The organism is Pseudolysinimonas sp. (genome assembly GCF_051954455.1).
Lineage (GTDB): Bacteria > Actinomycetota > Actinomycetes > Actinomycetales > Microbacteriaceae > Pseudolysinimonas.
Window position 1 is genome coordinate 17,263 of the sequence record NZ_JBQCHS010000017.1, and the last position, 16,552, is coordinate 33,814.

Sequence of the window (16,552 nt, forward strand, 5' to 3'; positions counted from 1 at the left end):
AGAGGGACGGGTGATTGCCGTCGGCAGCTGGGCGCCTCAGGCGTCGTCGCCGTAGAAGCCGCGCTCGAAGACGCGGCGGGCGATGCGCGTGACGCGGAGGTAGTCCTCCTCCAGTCGGCTCGCGCTGCCGGGCGGATACTCCAGGAGCCGCGCGACGCCCTCGAGCGCGCGCCGGTCGGTGGGCAGCACGTCGGCCGTCTTCGCGGTCCACAGGGTGACGGCCGACCGCACCCGGGAGGCGAGACGCCAGGCGGTGCCGAGTCGCTCGGCGTCGGCCGCGTCGACGAGCCCGGCCTCGGCCGCGGCGTCGAGTGCGCGTAGCGTCGACGTGGTGCGGAGCTCCGGCACCGCGGCGGCATGCTGCAGCTGCAGGAGCTGCACGAACCACTCCACGTCGCTCAGGGACCCGCGCCCGAGCTTGAGGTGCCGCGATGGATCCGCACCCTGCGGCAGCCGCTCCGACTCCACCCGTGCCTTGATCCGCCGCACCTCGCGGGCGTCGGCCTCCGACAACGCGGCGGGGTAGCGCGTGATGTCGGCCACCTCCTCGAACGCGGCCAGCAGCGGCGCGTCGCCGGCGACCCCCCGCGCGCGCAGCAGCGCCTGCGCCTCCCAGGTGAGCGACCAGCGGGCGTAGTAGGCCCGGTATGACTCCAACGACCGCACGACCGCGCCGTTGCGGCCCTCCGGCCGGAGCCCGATGTCGAGCTCGAGCGGCAGGCGGAGATCCTCCGAGAGCCGGTTCAGGTCGCGGACGATCCGCTCCGCGGTGCGCTGCGCCTCGTCGCCCGGCGTCTCCTCGCCCGGCGCGCCGGCAGGGCGGTACACCCACATGACGTCGGCGTCGCTGCCGAAGCCGAGTTCGGCTCCCCCATACCGCCCCATCGCGATGACCCCGAACTCGATGCCGTCGCCCGGGCGGTGCACGAGGTCGAGGACGCCCTGCAGGATCACGGTCGTGACGTCGGCGAGGCCCTGCGCGATCTCCTCGATTGACAGCAGTCCGAGGATGCCGCCGAGCGCGATCCGCAGGACCTCGCGGCGGCGCGCCGTGCGGAGCACCCCGGCGGCGGCGTCCGGGTCGTCGGCGTGGCGCGCGACCGTCGCGCGCGCCTCCTCGAGCAGGGCCGCGAGCGGGCGCGGCCGGAGCTCGGCGTCGTTCTCGAGCCAGGCGGCGGCCTCCGGGATCCGCTCCAGCAGGCCGCCGACGTAGCGCGAGCCCGAGAGCGCCTCAGTGAGGCGCTTCGCGGCCCCCGACGAGTCGCGCAGCATCCGCAGGAACCAGTACGCCTCGCCGAGCTCGTCGCTCAACCGGCGGAACGCGAGCAGCCCGTAGTCGGGGTCGGGCCCCTCCGAGAACCACTGGAGCATGACCGGGAGGAGGGTGCGCTGGATCTGCGCGCGCCGCGACACCCCGCTCGTCAGCGCCGCGATATGCCGGAGCGCGCCGCCCGGATCCTGGAAGCCGATCGCTGCGAGACGCGCCTCGGCCTGCTCGCTCGTGAGCGCGTAGCCGTCGTCCGGCAGCGCCGCGACGGCCGAGAGCAGCGGACGGTAGAACAGCCGCTCGTGGAGGCTGCGCACCTCGAGCTTGACCGCCTGCCACGCGTCGAGCAGCGCCGACGCGCTCGTCGCGATCCCGGTCGCGCGCGCGAGGACGCGGAGCGCGTCCTCGTTCCGCGGCATGAGGTGCGTGCGTCGCAGGCGGGACAGCTGCAGCCGGTGCTCCATCGTGCGGAGGAACCGGTAGTCGCGCGCGAACTCCGCCGATTCCACGCGGCCGATATACCCCCGCTCCGCGAGCACCTGCAGCGCCTCGAGCGTCGATCGCACCCGCACGGCCGGGTCGGCGTGCCCGTGCACGAGCTGGAGCAGCTGCACCGTGAACTCGACGTCGCGCAGGCCCCCGGGCCCGAGCTTCAGCTGCACGTCGACCTCGTCGGTCGGGATGTTCTCGGTGACCCGCTCGCGCATGCGCTGCACGTTCTCGACGAAGCCCTCGCGGGTCGAGATCGCCCACACCATGGGCGCGACGCCGGCGACATAGCGCTCTCCCAGCTCCCGGTCGCCGGCGAGCGGCCGCGCCTTCAGCAGCGCCTGGAACTCCCACGACTTCGCCCAGCGCTCGTAGTACGCGAGATGGGACTGGAGGGTGCGGACCAGCGCGCCGTCCTTGCCCTCCGGTCGGAGGTTCGCGTCGACCTCCCAGAGCCCCGGCTCGATCGCGAGCTCTTGAATCCCCCGCATGGTCTCGCGCGCGAGTCGCGTCGCGCGCGAGACCGCGGTGTCGTCGCCCTCGGTGACGAAGATGACGTCGACGTCGCTCAGGTAGTTGAGCTCACGCGCCCCGGCCTTGCCCATCCCGATGATGGCGAGCGGCGTCGGGTCGCCTCCCGCCCCGGCCCGCGCGATGAGGAGCGAGGCGTCGAGCGCGGCGCCCGCGAGGTCGGCGAGGGCGGAGGCCACCCGGTCGACCACGGCCGTCGGATCGGGCTGGGCGAGGGCCCACGCCGCGAGCCGCAGCAGCTCTCGGCGGTACGACACCCGCAGCGTGCTCCACGCAGCTTCGCCGGTGCCGGCGACGACGATCGGGCCGAGTGCCTCCGGCGCGGCGACCGGTTCGCGCAGTGCCGCGAGGTGCTCGGGATGCCGGTGCAGGAAGGTCGCGAGCCCCTCCGACGCGCCGAGGACGCGCACGAGCGCCGCGGCGGAGGTCGGGTCGTCGAGCGCGGCGCCCGTCGCCTCCGGAGCCGACTCGAGCAGCCCCAGCAGCAGGCGGAGCGCCTGGTCGGGGTCGGCCGCGTCGGCGAAGAGCGGCACCAGCCCGGCCGGCACCTGCTCGAGGCGCTCGGCGGCCTCGCCGAGACCGGCGAAGCCCAGCCGAGCCAGCTCGGTGAGGGTGGTGGTGCCCCGGCTCATCGGTGCGCGACGCCGCGGCGCGTCAGAGGATCTCGAGGTTGCTCTCGAGCTCGAACGGTGTCACGCGGGCGCGGTAGCCGTTCCACTCGCGGCGCTTGTTGAGGAGCACGTACTCGAACACCTGCTCGCCGAGGGCCTCAGCCACGAGCTCGCTGCGCTCCATGAGTCGCAGCGCCTCGTCGAGGCTGCCGGGGAGCCGCTCGTAGCCGAGGGCGCGGCGCTCGGCGTTGGTCAGGCTCCAGACGTCGCCCTCGGCCTCCGGCGGGAGCTCGTAGCCCTCCTCGATGCCCTTGAGCCCGGCGCCGAGCAGCAGCGCGAAGCTGAGGTACGGGTTGGCGGCCGAGTCGATCGCGCGGTACTCGATCCGGGCGCTGTTGCCCTTGCCCGGCTTGTAGAGCGGGACGCGGACGAGCGAGGACCGGTTGTTGTGGCCCCAGGTGATGTAGCTGGGCGCCTCGTCGCCGCCCCAGAGCCGCTTGTAGGAGTTGACGAACTGGTTCGTGACGGCGGTGATCTCGGGCGCGTGGCGCAGGAGCCCGGCGACGAACTGCCGCCCGATCTGCGAGAGCTGGTACTGCCCGCCCGCGTCATAGAACGCGTTCGTGTCGCCTTCGAAGAGCGACACGTGTGTGTGCATCCCGGAGCCCGGGTGGTCGGAGAGCGGCTTCGGCATGAAGGTCGCGTACGACCCCTGCTCGATGGCGACCTCCTTGACGACCGTGCGGAAGGTCATGATGTTGTCGGCCATCGTGAGCGCGTCGGCGTAGCGCAGGTCGATCTCGTTCTGGCCGGGGCCCGCCTCGTGATGGCTGAACTCCACCGAGATCGACAGGTCCTCGAGCATGCGGACCGCGCGTCGGCGGAAGTCGTGCGCCGTGCCGCCCGGCACGTTGTCGAAGTAGCCGGCCTTGTCGACGGGGACCGGCTCGCCGTTGACGAGCTCGGCCGACTTCAGCAGGTAGAACTCGATCTCGGGATGCACGTAGAACGTGAAGCCGCGGTCGCCCGCCTTGGCGAGGGCGCGCTTCAGCACGTTGCGCGGATCGGCCACAGCGGGCTGCCCGTCGGGCGTCGTGATGTCGCAGAACATCCGCGCCGTGGGGTCGACCTCGCCGCGCCACGGGAGGATCTGGAAGGTCGTCGGGTCGGGATGCGCGAGCACGTCCGCCTCGTACGAGCGGCTCAGCCCCTCGATCGCCGAGCCGTCGAAGCCGACGCCCTCGTTGAAGGCGCCCTCCACCTCCGCTGGAGCGAGCGCGACGGATTTGAGCGTTCCGACCACGTCGGTGAACCACAGGCGCACGAACTTGACCCCGCGCTCCTCGATGGTGCGGAGGACGAAGTCACGCTGCTTGTCCATGTTTCCCTCCTGCGCCGCTGCGACGCCGCTCCGGCCCTGCGGGACGGGGCGTCAATAGGCTACTGGCATGCCCCGACTCCGCTTGGCTCTCGCACAGACGAATCCCGTGGTCGGCGACATCTCCGGCAATCTCGAGGCCGTCGTCGCCGCGGCGCACCGGGCGAGGGAGGCCGGGGCCGAGATCCTGCTGGCGGGCGAGATGGTCGTCTCGGGCTACCCGATCGAGGATCTCGCGGCGCAGCCCTCGTTCCTCCGCGCGGCGCACGACGCGGTCCCGCGCCTGGCCGCCCGGCTCGAGGCCGAGGGGCTCGGCGACCTCGTCGTGGTGGTCGGCTACCCCGACGGACCGTTCGAGCCGCGACTGCTCGGCACCTCCAACGCGCCCACGGCGATCGCGCAGAACGCCGCCGCGGTGCTGCAGCACGGCGGGGTGCGGGCGCGCTACGCCAAGCACCACCTGCCCAACTACTCGGTGTTCGACGAGTATCGCATCTTCATCCCGGGCGACGAGCTCCTCGTGCTGCGCGTGGGCCGGCCCGGCGAGCCGGCGGCCGACGTCGCCCTCATCGTGTGCGAGGACCTGTGGCGCGACGGCGGGCCCGTCGGGCGGGTGCTCCAGGCGGACGCGGGGCTGCTCCTCGTGATCAACGCATCGCCGTTCGAGCGCGACAAGGACGACGTGCGTCTGCCCCTCGTGACCCGGAGGGCGCAGGAGACCGACACGATCGTCGCCTACGTCAACATCGTGGGCGGCCAGGACGACCTCGTGTTCGACGGCGACAGCGTGGTCGTGGACGGACGCGGCGCGATCCTCGCGCGGGCGCCGCAGTTCCGCGAGCACCTGCTCGTCGTCGACGTCGACCCCGCGGATGCCGGTGACGCGCCGCTGCCCGAGGACGTCGCGCGCGTCGAGATCGCGCTCCCCGCCCGCCGGGCCGTCCCCGACATCCCGCGCGACGTGGCGACGCCGCCGGACGACCGCGAGCAGCTCTGGAACGCCCTGGTGCTCGGGCTCCGCGACTACGTCGAGAAGAACCGCTTCCCGTCGGTCGTGCTCGGGCTCTCCGGCGGCATCGACTCGAGCGTCGTCGCGGCGCTCGCGACCGACGCGCTCGGCCCCGACCGTGTCTACGGCATCTCGCTGCCGAGCCGGTACAGCTCCCCGGGGTCGAAGGACGACGCGGCCGACCTCGCCGAGCGTCTCGGCATCCACTTCACCACGCAGCCGATCGCGGAGCTCGTGCAGCCCATCGAGGACGCGCTGCAGCTGAGCGGCACGGCCGCGGAGAACGTGCAGGCGCGCATCCGCGGCCTCGTCTGGATGGCCGAGTCGAACATGCACGGCCACCTGGCGCTCACCAACGGCAACAAGACCGAGGTCGCGGTCGGGTACTCGACGATCTACGGCGACGCCGCCGGGGGCTTCGCGCCGATCAAGGACGTGCCGAAGACGCTGGTCTGGGAGCTGGCGCGCTGGCGCAACGAGCACGCGCGCTCACGCGGCGAGACCGAACCGATCCCGGCCGCGTCGATCGAGAAGCCGCCGAGCGCCGAGCTGCGCCCCGACCAGACCGATCAGGACACGCTGCCGCCGTACGAGCTGCTCGACGCGATCCTCGAGCTCTACGTGACGCAGCGACTCGGCCGCGACGACATCGTGGCCCGCGGCTACGACCACGACACCGTGTACTTCGTGGCGAAGCTCGTCGACCAGTCGGAGTGGAAGCGCCGCCAGGGCGCGATCGGCCCGAAGATCTCGGGCATGGCGTTCGGGCGCGACCGCCGACTCCCGATCACCTACCGGCCGAACCTCGGTTGAGGTGTCGTGTTCCGCGGGACGAATGACGGATCCGCCGAACCCCGCGCGCGGCGCATCGGGGACGAATGACGGAGCAGACAGTCCGCGAGGCTGCGGACTCCCCGTGACAACGCGCTCGCATCGGTGACGCGGGCGCGGACCTCCGCCATTCGTTCCGCGAGCGCGGTGCGCGATCCGTCATTCGTTCCGGGGTGCCGTGCCCGGATGCCCCGGACGGCGGGTCGGCGGCGTCGGTAGGCTCGTCGCATGGCCGATGGCGTCGTCAAGCGGGTCCGCACCCGGCACTTCCAGAACGCGAAGGAGCAGGGCATCCCGATCACCGGCCTGACCAGCTACGACGCCCTCACCGCCGGGATCTTCGACCGGGCCGGGATCGACTTCCTCCTCGTCGGCGACTCGGCCGGCAACAACGTGCTCGGCTACGACACCACGCTGCCCGTCACGGTCGACCAGCTGATCCCGCTCACGCGTGCCGTCGCCGGCGCCGTCCAGCGCGCTCTGGTCGTGGCCGACATGCCGTTCGGCTCGTACGAGACGGGACCCGACGAGGCGCTCCACACCGCGTTCCGGTTCATGAAGGAGACCGGCGCGCACGCCGTCAAGCTCGAGGGCGGGGTGCGCTCCGCGGAGCAGATCCGGCGGATCGTGGCGGCCGGCATCCCGGTGATGGCGCATATCGGCTTCACGCCGCAGAGCGAGCACGGGCTCGGCGGCCACGTCATCCAGGGCCGACAGGGTGAGGGCGTCGAGCAGCTGCTCGCCGACGCGCACGCCGTCGAGGCCGCGGGCGCGTTCGCGGTCGTGCTCGAGATGGTCCCCGCCCAGGCCGCCCGTCAGGTGACGGAGCAGCTCTCGATCCCGACCATCAGCGTCGGCGCCGGCCCGCACACGACCGGCCAGCTCCTGGTCTGGACCGACTGGGCCGGGCTCACGACCGGACGGATCCCGAAGTTCGTCAAGAAGTACGCGGAGCTCGCCGAGATCCTCGACGGCGCCGCGAGGGCGTACATCGCCGACGTCGCATCCGGGGCCTACCCGGACGAGGCCCATTCGTACGAGGACTGACGACCCGGTTCGCCGTGCATCAGCGCAGGCGGAGGACCACCAGCGCCCAGACCACGGACATCCCGATCCCCAGGCCCCCGAGCACGATGCCCGCGATAGAGGTCCCGCGCCCGGACGCCTGGACGCCGGCCTCCCGCAGCCGCCGGATCCGGGCGACGCCCAATGCCCCCCAGACGATCGCGAAGATGCTCGGTACGAGCATCACGTTGAGGACGAGCGACACGATCCCCCAGATGAGCGCGCGCGGCCCCAGCGACTGCTGGGTCGGTACGACCAGGTTGACCGCGGTGAAGCGATCACGGCTCGGTGGTGCGACCACGGAATAGCCGTGCGCCCACCCCGGCGACGGACCCGGCCGGGTCGCTGCCGGGAGCGCGTCCGCCGAGCGGAGCGTCCACGGGTCGGGCGGCGGCGGGGTGCCGATCGACGACGCCGCGACTGCCGTCGGAACCGGGAACGTGACCGGCGCGGCGAATGCGGGTGCTACGGATCCTCCTGCCATGGCGGCCCCGGACTCCGGTGCGGAATGTCGTCCCATGGCCCCCCTCCCGATCGACCCATCCTCATCTCCGTGCGGGCACAGCGGGAGCCCCCGAACGGGTCCCGCGCGTAGCCTGAGCGCATGGCGCGCGCGTGGGTGGGCATGTCCGGCTGGACCTACGCGCCGTGGCGCGGCGTGTTCTACCCGAAGGGACTGCGGCAGGCCGACGAACTCGACTACGCGTCGCATCACGTCTCGTCGATTGAGATCAACGGCTCGTTCTACTCACTGCAGAAGCCGTCGAGCTGGATCTCGTGGCGCGAGGGGACGCCGAGCGACTTCCTCTTCGCGGTGAAGGCGCCGCGGTTCATCACCCACATCAAGCGGCTGAACGGCATCGAGGAGCCGATCGCGAACTTCTACGCGTCGGGCGTGCTCGCGCTGGGCCCGAAGCTCGGGCCGATCCTCTGGCAGCTGCCACCGAACCTCGTGTACGACCCGGAGGTGATCGAGGCGTTCCTGGCGCTCCTGCCGCACACGACGAGCCAGGCCGTGCAGGTCGCGAAGGGCCGCGGCGTCGAGCGCATGAAGGACCGGGAGCACCTGGGGACCGACGCCGACCGGCCGGTCCGGCACGCGATCGAGGTCCGCGACTACTCGTTCGACGACCAGCGGTTCGCGGATCAGCTGCAGGCGCACGGCGTCGCGATGGTGCTCGGCGACAGCGCGGGACGCTGGCCGATGCTGGACTGGGTCACCGCCGACTTCGCCTACGCCCGGCTGCACGGTGACAAGGAGCTGTACACGAGCGGCTACGACGAGGCGGGACTCGACACCTGGGAGGAATGGACGCGCGACCACCTCGACCACGACCGCGACGTGTACGTGTACTTCGACAACGACCAGAAGGTGCGGTCGCCGTTCGACGCGATGTCGCTGCTGGAGCGCCTGCGCCGGTGATCGCGCCGCGGAGTCAGTCGTCCTCCGCGTTCCACTTCGCCGCGCGCTCCTGCGCGATCTGCGGAGCGCGCTCGGCCTCCTCGCGAGACGCGTACGGCCCGTCGCGGTCGACCCCCAGCGACTGCGGGCCCTCCTCGACCTCACCGGTCTTGTTGTTGTACCACCAGTGCTTCTCGGCGTCGGCGTCGCTCATAGGGTGAGCGTATGCCCCGCGACACCGCCGGTCACCTCGTCCCCGGCCGCATCTCACCGCACCGCGAGGTGCCCGCCTTCATTCCCCGTCCGGAATACGTGGGCAAGGCGGAGCCCGACGAGCGCGGCGTCGGCAATCTGTACTCCCCGGAGGAGGTGGAGCGGATCCGACACGCCGCTCGGATCGCCGCCCAGGCCGTCGAGGTCGCCGCCGCCGCGATCGCGCCGGGGGTCACCACCGATCGGCTGGACGCGATCGTGCACGAGTACCTGGTGGCGCACGGGGCCTACCCCTCCACGCTCGGCTACCGCGGATTCCCCAAGTCGAGCTGCACCTCGGTCAACGAGATCATCTGCCACGGCATCCCCGACGACACCGCGCTCCTCGAGGGCGACGTCGTGAAGCTCGACGTCACCGCCTACGTCGACGGCATGCACGGCGACCTCTGCGCGGCGTACCCCGTGGGCGACGTGTCGGCCCAGGCCGCCCTGCTCATCGAGCGGACGCGCGAGGCCATGATGCGTGGCATCCGCGCCGCGGCTCCGGGCCGCGAGGTGAACGTCATCGGACGCGCGATCGAGAGCTACGCGAAGCGCTTCGACTACGGGGTCGTGCGCGACTACACGGGTCACGGGGTCGGGCGCGCGTTCCACACGGGGCTTGTCATCCCGCACTACGACGCCGCGCCCGCGTACGACACGGCCATCGAGCCGGGCATGGTCTTCACGGTCGAGCCGATGCTCACGCTCGACGGGAGCTCCTCCTGGGACCTCTGGCCGGACGACTGGACCGTGGCGACCCGTAGCCGCGCGCTCACCGCCCAGTTCGAGCACACGATCCTCGTCACCGAGACGGGGACCGAGATCCTGACCCTGCCCTAGCTGCGCAGCGCCGGGAGGATCTCCTCGCCGTAGAGGCGGAGGAAGCGCTCCTGATCGGGCCCGGGCGCGTGGAAGACGAGGTGGGTGAAACCCATGTCGACGTACTCGCGGATGCGCGCGGTGTGCTCCTCGACGTCGTCCGAGACGATGAACCGACTCGCGGTCCGCTCGACCGGGAGCGCGTCGGCGAGCCGCTGCATCTCCACCGGGTCCTCGACGCCGGTCTTCTCGTCCGGCGTGAGGGCGAGCGCGCCCCAGAACCGGGTGTTCTCGGCGGCGTGCTCAAGGTCGTGATCGAACGACACCTTGACCTCGAGGAGCCGGTCCACCTCGGCGTCCTCGCGGTCGGCCTTGTCGATGCCCTCCTCGAGCGCCGGGATCAGGGTGTCGACGTACAGCTCGCGTCCCTTGCCGCTCGTCGTGATCCAGCCCCGGGCGATCCGGCCGGCGAGCCGCGTCGCGGCCGGGCCGGCGCCGGCGATGTAGATCGGGACCTCGACCTCCGGCTTGTCGTAGATCGTCGCGCGCTCGGTCGAGTAGTAGGTGCCCTGGTAGTCGACGCGGTCCTCGCGCCACAGGGTCTGGATGAGGTCGACGGCCTCCTTGAGGCGGGCGAAGCGCTCCTTCTGCTCCGGCCAGTCGATCCCGAGCGGCTTCTCGTTCATGGCCTCACCCGAGCCGACGCCGAGGATCACGCGCCCCGGATAGAGCTCGCCGAGGGTCGCGAACGCCTGCGCCACGACCGCGGGGTGGTACCGGAAGCTCGGGGTCAGCACGCTCGTGCCCATCACGATGCGCGAGGTCGCGGCACCGAGCGCCCCCAGCCACGGGAGCGCGGCCGGGGCATGCCCGCCGTCGTGCCGCCACGGCTGCAGATGGTCGCTGACGAACACCGAGTCGAAGCCGTGCTCCTCGGCCTGCACGCCGTAGCGCAGCAGCTCCGAGGGTCCGAACTGCTCCGCCGACGCCTTGTATCCGAACTTGAGGGGACGCGAACCTGTCACAGGGCTCACGCTACGCGTCGGCGGCCTCCCGACGCTGACAGGATGGACTCATGACGACGAGGGCCATCGGCATCGACATCGGCGGCACGGGCATCAAGGGCGCGGTGGTCGACCTCGACGCCGGCGAGCTGATCACCGATCGGGTGAAGGTGCCGACACCCAAGGGCGGCGAACCCGAGGACATCATCGCGGCGGTCTCGCAGATGGTCGAAGGATTCGGCGACGTGGCCAGCGAGGTCCCGATCGGCGTCTGCTTCCCGGCCGTCGTCCTGCACGGCGTCACGATGTCCGCCGCCAACGTGTCGAAGAAGTGGATCGGGCTGAAGGCCGAGCAGCTGTTCGAGACGGCGCTCCAGCGCGACATCGTGTTCGTCAACGACGCGGATGCCGCGGGCGTGGCGGAGGTGCGTTGGGGCGCGGCCAAGGGGCGCGACGGTCTCGTGATCCTGACCACCCTCGGCACCGGCATCGGCAGTGCGCTGCTCTGGAACGGTCAGCTGGTGCCCAACAGCGAGCTCGGCCACCTCGAGGTCGACGGGCACGACGCCGAGAAGAAGGCGGCGTACTCGGCGATGGAGCGGGAGGACCTCGACTGGAAGCACTGGGCGAAGCGCCTGCAGAAGTACTACGACACCGTGGACGCGCTCTTCTCCCCCGACCTCATCATCGTGGGCGGCGGCGTCTCCAAGCACGCCGACGACTTCCTGCCGCTGCTGAAGCTGCGCCCCGAGATCGTGCCGGCGGTGCATCTGAACAACGCCGGGATCCTCGGCGCCGCCGCGCTCGCGGGCGACAAGGCCGACGCCGCCTGAGTCGGAGGGACGCCGTGACACCACGTGGTGTCACTGGTGCTTGCGTTGACACCAATGTGGTGTCACACTGGTGTCATGGACCTCGATCGCTACGTCACCGACCTCCGCGCCCAGCTCGCCGCGGCCGCCGAGACCGGCGGCGATGACGCCCGTGCCCTCGCCGAGCGGCTCAGCACCTCGCTCGACGCCGCTGCGCGACTGGTCCTGCTCGAGGCCCTGAGCGACGCCGCCGGCGAGATCACCCGCGAGCTCGCCCCCGGCTCGGTCGACGTGCGACTCCGCGGCCGCGATCCCGAGCTCGTCGTGACCCGCCCCGGCACCACGGAGGTCGCGCCGACGCCCCCGCCGACCGACGTCGCGCCGGCCGACGCCCCCGATCCCCTCGACGACACCGTCAGCTCCCGCACCACGCTCCGGCTCCCCGACCAGCTCAAGGCGCGCGTCGAGCGCGCTGCGGCCGACGCGGGGATGTCCGTGAACTCCTGGATGGTCCGCGCGATCGCGGCCGCCCTCGACGCCCCGTCCCCCACCGAACCGCGGAGCACGCGCATCACCATCAGCTCCGGCCGCACAGGAGACCGCTTCACCGGCTGGGTCCGGTAGCGCGTCGCCCCCACCCCTCAATTCCGCCGGATGCCGGCGGGATCGATCCGTCACGCCCACCTGGAGGTACCGCCATGCCCGCATTCGCCGTCACCGCGCCCGTCGACGCCGACCTGGAGGTCAGCATCGGCTCGCTCGACATCGTCGCCTCGGACCGCGCCGACGTCGTCGCCGAGCTCCTGCCCACCCACCCCGGTCGCGCCGGCGACGAGTCGCTCGCCCGCGAGTCGACCGTCTCGTTCGACGGCGGCCGACTCCGTGTCCGCGTCCCGCGCCGCATCACGCTGTTCGGCCAGTCGGACTCCGTCGACGTGCGCGTCGAGCTGCCGACCGGTTCCCGCGTCGTCGCCCAGAACAACTACGGCTCCCTGCGCCTCCGGGGCGCGCTCGGCGCGAGCCGGCTGACCGCGAAGTACGGCAACGTCACGGCCGACGAGGTGGGCGATCTCGTGCTCTCGACGCCCTACGGCACCGCCGAGATCACGGCCGTCACCGGCACGCTCGACGTGACCGCCGGGCACGGGCACGTGCGGATCGGCCGGGTCGCGGGCAGCGCCCGGCTGCGCGGGGCGCACGGGACGATCGAGCTCGGCGAGGCCGGCGGCGCCGTCGACGCGAGCACGTCGGGCCCGCTCACGATCGACCGCACGCTCGCCGACGTGACCGCCCGGAGCGCGCACGGCGCCATCCGGATCCGCTCCGCCGAGGGCGGGGTGCTGCAGCTCGAGAACGGCTACGCCGAGATCGAGGTCGGCGTGCCGGGCGGTGTCGCCGCGTGGGTGGACGCCGCATCCAAGCACGGTGCCGTCCGCAACGAGCTGACGCCCGATCCGGCCGCCGCCTCCACCGATCGCACGGTCGAGCTGCACCTGCAGACCGACTGGTCGGACGTCATCATCCGCCGTGCCTGACGCGGCATCCACCATCACCGAAGGAGAACCGCATGACCAGCGTCATCGACGTGCGCGGCCTGGAGAAGTCGTTCACGCAGCTGCACGTGCTCCGCGGCGTCGACCTCGCGGTCGAGAAGGGCAGCATCGTGGCCCTCCTCGGCTCGAACGGCGCCGGCAAGACCACCATGATCCGGATCCTGTCGACGCTGCTGAAGGCCGATGCCGGCTCCGCGGTCGTCGACGGGCACGACGTCGCGTCGAGTCCCGCCGCCGTCCGCGAGGCGATCAGCCTGACCGGGCAGTTCGCCGCGGTCGATGAGAAGCTGAGCGGCCGCGAGAACCTCGTGCTCATCGCGCGACTGCGCGCCCAGCGGGATCCCGGCGCCATCGCCGACCGGCTCCTCGCCCGGTTCTCGCTGACGGAGGCCGGCGGCCGCAAGGTCGCGACCTACTCGGGCGGGATGCGGCGCCGGCTCGACATCGCCATGAGCCTCATCGGCGACCCGTCGGTGATCCTCCTCGACGAGCCGACCACGGGCCTCGATCCCGAGGCCCGCAACGAGGTCTGGGACACCGTGAAGCAGCTCGCCCGGGGCGGTACCACGGTGCTGCTCACCACCCAGTACCTCGAGGAGGCGGAGCAGCTCGCCGACCGGATCGCGATCCTGCACCGCGGTCGGATCATCGTCGACGGCACCCTCGCGGAGCTCCGCGCGCTGCTGCCGGCGGCGACCACGGAGTACGTCGAGAAGCAGCCGAGCCTCGAGGAGGTCTTTTTCGCCCTGACCGGGGAGAAGGAGACCGAGGAGCACACCGACACCACGAACGGAGAGACGAGATGACCCGCTTCCTGCGCGACACGGCGGCCCTGACCGGCCGGTCGCTCACCCACATCGTGCGGAGCCCCGACACGATCATCACCACGGCGATCATGCCGATCGCGTTCCTGCTGCTGTTCGTGTTCGTCCTGGGCGGCGCGATCGACACCGGGTCCGGCGCCGGCAAGGGCAGCTACGTCGCCTACCTGCTCCCCGGCATCCTGCTCATCACGATCGCCTCCGGCATCTCGTACACGGCGTACCGGCTGTTCCTCGACATGCAGGGCGGGATCTTCGAGCGGTTCCAGTCGATGCCGATCGCGCGATCCTCCGTCCTCTGGGCGCACGTCGTCACCTCGATCGTCTCGATCCTGGTGTCGCTCGCGCTCGTCGTCGGCGTCGCGCTCCTCATGGGCTTCCGGACCGGCGCCGGGATCCTCGGCTGGCTCGCCGTCGTCGGCATCGTGACGCTGTTCACGCTGGCGCTCACCTGGCTGGCCGTGATCCCGGGCCTGACCGCGAAGTCCGTGGACGGTGCGAGCGCGTTCTCCTACCCGCTCATCTTCCTGCCGTTCATCAGCTCGGCCTTCGTACCCACCGCCTCGATGCCGGGGCCGGTCCGCGCGTTCGCGGAGTACCAGCCGGTCACGTCGATCGTGAACACGATCCGCGCGATCTTCGAGCAGCGGCCGGTGGGCGGCGAGATCGGCATCGCCCTCGCCTGGATGGTCGGTCTCCTCGTGGTCGCCTACATCATCTCGATGGTGATCTACCGCCGGCGGATCAGCTAGCGCTCGAGGTCCCGCCCGCGTTCCTCGCGGTCAGCTCACGTGCACGTCGGGCCGGCGCTCGCGCCGCGGCTCGGCGCGCCGGAGCACCTCGCGCGTGATGGGCGCCACCTCGCCGATGCCGGTGATGAGGTAGCGGAGCATGTTCGATACGGGGTTCCCCTCGGTCCACTCGAAGTAGACGTCCGGCACCACCCCGGTGCGGTCGCGGATCTCGAACAGCACGCTCGCGATCGTGTTGGGCACGTTGCCGCTCTCGACGCGGAGCACGCGGAACCCCTCGGTCGCGCGCCCCTCGACCACCAGGTCCTCCTCGAAGTCGGAGGAGTCGGCGGGGTGCACCTCGAGGAAGATCACCGGCGAGCGCTGCGGGATCCCGGAGTCGCGCCGCTCGTCGGCCGCCTTCTGCACGTACTCGGCGGCGTCGCCCGCGTCGGGCTCGTTCGCGATCACGCGGATCGAACCGAATTCGTCGGCGTCCTCCGTGACGAAGTCGAGGGCCTGCGCGTCGAGCGTGACGCTCCGTGCGCGCAGCTGGAACGAGCGCTGCACGCGCGACACCACCGACACGACGATGATGCCGAGGATGAAGAGCGCCGCGATCCGCACGCCGTCCGGCCGTTCGATGATGTTCGCGACCGTCGTGTAGGCGAAGACGAGCGCGACGATCGCGAACACGACCATGCCCACCCGGCTCCGTCGATGCAGCGCGGACAGCCACACGGCGACGGTCGCGGAGGTGATGAGCACGAGCACGCCGGTCGCGTAGGCCCCGCCCTGCGCGTTGACGTCGGCGCGGAACACGAGGGTGATGACGACCGCGATCACCCCGAAGACGAGCACGAGCGGTCGGACCGCGGCCGCCCACTGCGGCGCCATTCCGTAGCGGGGCAGGTAGCGCGGCACGAGGTTCAGCAGGCCCGCCATCGCCGACGCCCCGGCGAACCACAGGATCGCGATGGTGCTCACGTCGTAGACGGTGCCGAACACCGGGCCCAGGTAGTCGTGCGCGAGGAGCGCGAGGGCACGGCCGTCGGCGGCGCCGCCCGGCTTGAACTCCTTCTGCGGGATCAGCACGGTCGTGGCGAAGCTCGAGGTGATGAGGAAGGCGCTCATGATGACGGCGGCCGTCGTGAGCAGCTTCTTCGCCCCCGAGATGCGCCCGGCGGGAGTGTGCGGGTCGTCGTCGGGCCGCCCCGTGATCTGCGGCATGACCGCGACCCCGGTCTCGAACCCGGAGAGCCCGAGCGCGAGCTTCGGGAACACCAGGAGCGCGATCCCCACCATGATGAACGGATTCGCGTTCTGGCGGGTGAGAGCGCCCCACCAGTCCTGCACCAGCACGGGATGCCCGCCCACGTGCGCCAGCGCAACGACGATGACGACGGCGTTCAGGGCGAGGTAGACCGCGACGAGCACCGTCGAGATGCCGATCGCCTCGCGGAAGCCCTTGAGGAAGACGGCCGCCAGCAGGGCCACGAGCACCAGGGTGACGGCGATGTTCTGGCCGTGCAGCCAGGACGGCGCGAACGGGTTGGCGATCGCGTGCGCGGAGGCGTCGGCCGCCGACAGCGTGATCGTGATCATGAAGTCGGTGGCGGCGAACCCGAGCAGCACGAGCACGAAGAGCTTGCCGCCCCACCACGGCAGCAGCCGTTCGAGCATGGCGATCGATCCCTCGCCGCGCGGGCTCTCGCGGGCGACGCGGCGGTAGACGGGCAGTGCGCCCAGCAGGGTGAGCAGCACGAGCACGATCGTCGCGAGCGGCGAGAGGAGCCCCGCCGCCACCGCCGCGATGGCGGGTTGGTAGCCGAGGGTCGAGAAGTAGTCCACGCCCGTCAGGGTCATGACCCGCCACCACGGATGCGTGTGACCGACGTTCTCGACGTGCGGCCCGTCGTGCGCGGCGGTCGCCGCCATGTCGCGCATCAGCCAGGATCGCGCGCGACGTCGCTC

15 protein-coding genes are annotated in these 16,552 nt (G+C 71.6%); 9 read left to right on the top strand and 6 right to left on the bottom strand.

Annotated features, from left to right (window positions below; all coding sequences use genetic code 11):
- Nucleotides 1–36: 36 nt before the first annotated feature.
- Both ACTHM3_RS08005 and ACTHM3_RS08010 read right to left on the bottom strand, forming a co-directional pair.
- Nucleotides 37–2,919 carry a bifunctional [glutamine synthetase] adenylyltransferase/[glutamine synthetase]-adenylyl-L-tyrosine phosphorylase gene (locus ACTHM3_RS08005; RefSeq protein WP_440405589.1) on the bottom strand — a complete coding sequence of 961 codons (2,883 nt, stop codon included), beginning with the start codon at nucleotides 2,917–2,919 and terminating at the stop codon, nucleotides 37–39.
- A 22-nt stretch (nucleotides 2,920–2,941) separates the two neighbouring features.
- Nucleotides 2,942–4,279 carry a glutamine synthetase family protein gene (locus ACTHM3_RS08010; RefSeq protein WP_440405590.1) on the bottom strand — a complete coding sequence of 446 codons (1,338 nt, stop codon included), beginning with the start codon at nucleotides 4,277–4,279 and terminating at the stop codon, nucleotides 2,942–2,944.
- A gap of 67 nt (nucleotides 4,280–4,346) precedes the next feature.
- Here ACTHM3_RS08010 and ACTHM3_RS08015 point away from each other — a divergent pair, with 67 nt between their 5' ends.
- Together ACTHM3_RS08015 and panB are read left to right on the top strand one after the other, a co-directional pair.
- Nucleotides 4,347–6,098 (top strand): NAD+ synthase, encoded by a 1,752-nt coding sequence (locus ACTHM3_RS08015; RefSeq protein ID WP_440405591.1) that lies wholly within the window; start codon nucleotides 4,347–4,349, stop codon nucleotides 6,096–6,098.
- A gap of 246 nt (nucleotides 6,099–6,344) precedes the next feature.
- Entirely contained in the window at nucleotides 6,345–7,163 is an 819-nt protein-coding gene (gene panB, locus ACTHM3_RS08020; protein WP_440405592.1) for a 3-methyl-2-oxobutanoate hydroxymethyltransferase, read from the top strand.
- Nucleotides 7,164–7,182: 19 nt separating this feature from the next.
- Here panB and ACTHM3_RS08025 read toward each other — a convergent pair whose 3' ends face one another.
- Entirely contained in the window at nucleotides 7,183–7,665 is a 483-nt protein-coding gene (locus ACTHM3_RS08025; RefSeq protein ID WP_440405593.1) for a hypothetical protein, read from the bottom strand.
- A gap of 120 nt (nucleotides 7,666–7,785) precedes the next feature.
- Here ACTHM3_RS08025 and ACTHM3_RS08030 point away from each other — a divergent pair, with 120 nt between their 5' ends.
- Complete coding sequence (locus tag ACTHM3_RS08030) at nucleotides 7,786–8,604, top strand: DUF72 domain-containing protein (protein ID WP_440405594.1); 819 nt, start codon at nucleotides 7,786–7,788, stop codon at nucleotides 8,602–8,604.
- A gap of 13 nt (nucleotides 8,605–8,617) precedes the next feature.
- On the opposite strand, the gene ACTHM3_RS08035 is transcribed toward ACTHM3_RS08030, so the two are convergent.
- Nucleotides 8,618–8,797, bottom strand: coding sequence for a methionine aminopeptidase (locus ACTHM3_RS08035; protein ID WP_440405595.1), 180 nt, complete (start codon nucleotides 8,795–8,797; stop codon nucleotides 8,618–8,620).
- Between the two features lie 11 nt (nucleotides 8,798–8,808).
- On the opposite strand from ACTHM3_RS08035, the gene map reads away from it, so the two are divergent.
- A complete protein-coding gene (gene map / locus ACTHM3_RS08040; RefSeq protein WP_440405596.1) occupies nucleotides 8,809–9,678 on the top strand; it encodes a type I methionyl aminopeptidase in 870 nt (289 codons plus the stop codon).
- Here map and fgd read toward each other — a convergent pair.
- Nucleotides 9,675–10,682, bottom strand: a complete 1,008-nt coding sequence (gene fgd, locus ACTHM3_RS08045; protein ID WP_440405597.1) for a glucose-6-phosphate dehydrogenase (coenzyme-F420) — start codon at nucleotides 10,680–10,682, stop codon at nucleotides 9,675–9,677. The two genes, map and fgd, sit on opposite strands and share 4 nt — an antisense overlap.
- Before the next feature lie 50 nt (nucleotides 10,683–10,732).
- Here fgd and ppgK point away from each other — a divergent pair, with 50 nt between their 5' ends.
- From ppgK to ACTHM3_RS08070, 5 genes are all read left to right on the top strand, one after another.
- Nucleotides 10,733–11,494 carry a polyphosphate--glucose phosphotransferase gene (gene ppgK / locus ACTHM3_RS08050; protein WP_440405598.1) on the top strand — a complete coding sequence of 254 codons (762 nt, stop codon included), beginning with the start codon at nucleotides 10,733–10,735 and terminating at the stop codon, nucleotides 11,492–11,494.
- 75 nt (nucleotides 11,495–11,569) lie between these two features.
- Entirely contained in the window at nucleotides 11,570–12,097 is a 528-nt protein-coding gene (locus tag ACTHM3_RS08055; protein WP_440405599.1) for a histidine kinase, read from the top strand.
- 74 nt (nucleotides 12,098–12,171) lie between these two features.
- The gene (locus tag ACTHM3_RS08060) at nucleotides 12,172–13,008 is read left to right on the top strand and encodes a DUF4097 family beta strand repeat-containing protein (protein WP_440405600.1); all 837 of its coding nucleotides are present in this window, start codon (nucleotides 12,172–12,174) and stop codon (nucleotides 13,006–13,008) included.
- 32 nt (nucleotides 13,009–13,040) lie between these two features.
- Nucleotides 13,041–13,832 carry an ABC transporter ATP-binding protein gene (locus ACTHM3_RS08065; protein WP_440405601.1) on the top strand — a complete coding sequence of 264 codons (792 nt, stop codon included), beginning with the start codon at nucleotides 13,041–13,043 and terminating at the stop codon, nucleotides 13,830–13,832.
- On the top strand, nucleotides 13,829–14,599 hold the full coding sequence (locus ACTHM3_RS08070; RefSeq protein ID WP_440405602.1) for an ABC transporter permease: 771 nt from the start codon (nucleotides 13,829–13,831) through the stop codon (nucleotides 14,597–14,599). Before ACTHM3_RS08065 ends, ACTHM3_RS08070 begins: the two co-directional genes overlap by 4 nt.
- A 30-nt stretch (nucleotides 14,600–14,629) precedes the next feature.
- Here the strand turns inward: ACTHM3_RS08070 and ACTHM3_RS08075 are convergent, their stop codons facing one another.
- Nucleotides 14,630–16,525, bottom strand: coding sequence for an amino acid transporter (locus ACTHM3_RS08075; protein WP_440405643.1), 1,896 nt, complete (start codon nucleotides 16,523–16,525; stop codon nucleotides 14,630–14,632).
- Nucleotides 16,526–16,552 lie beyond the last annotated feature (27 nt).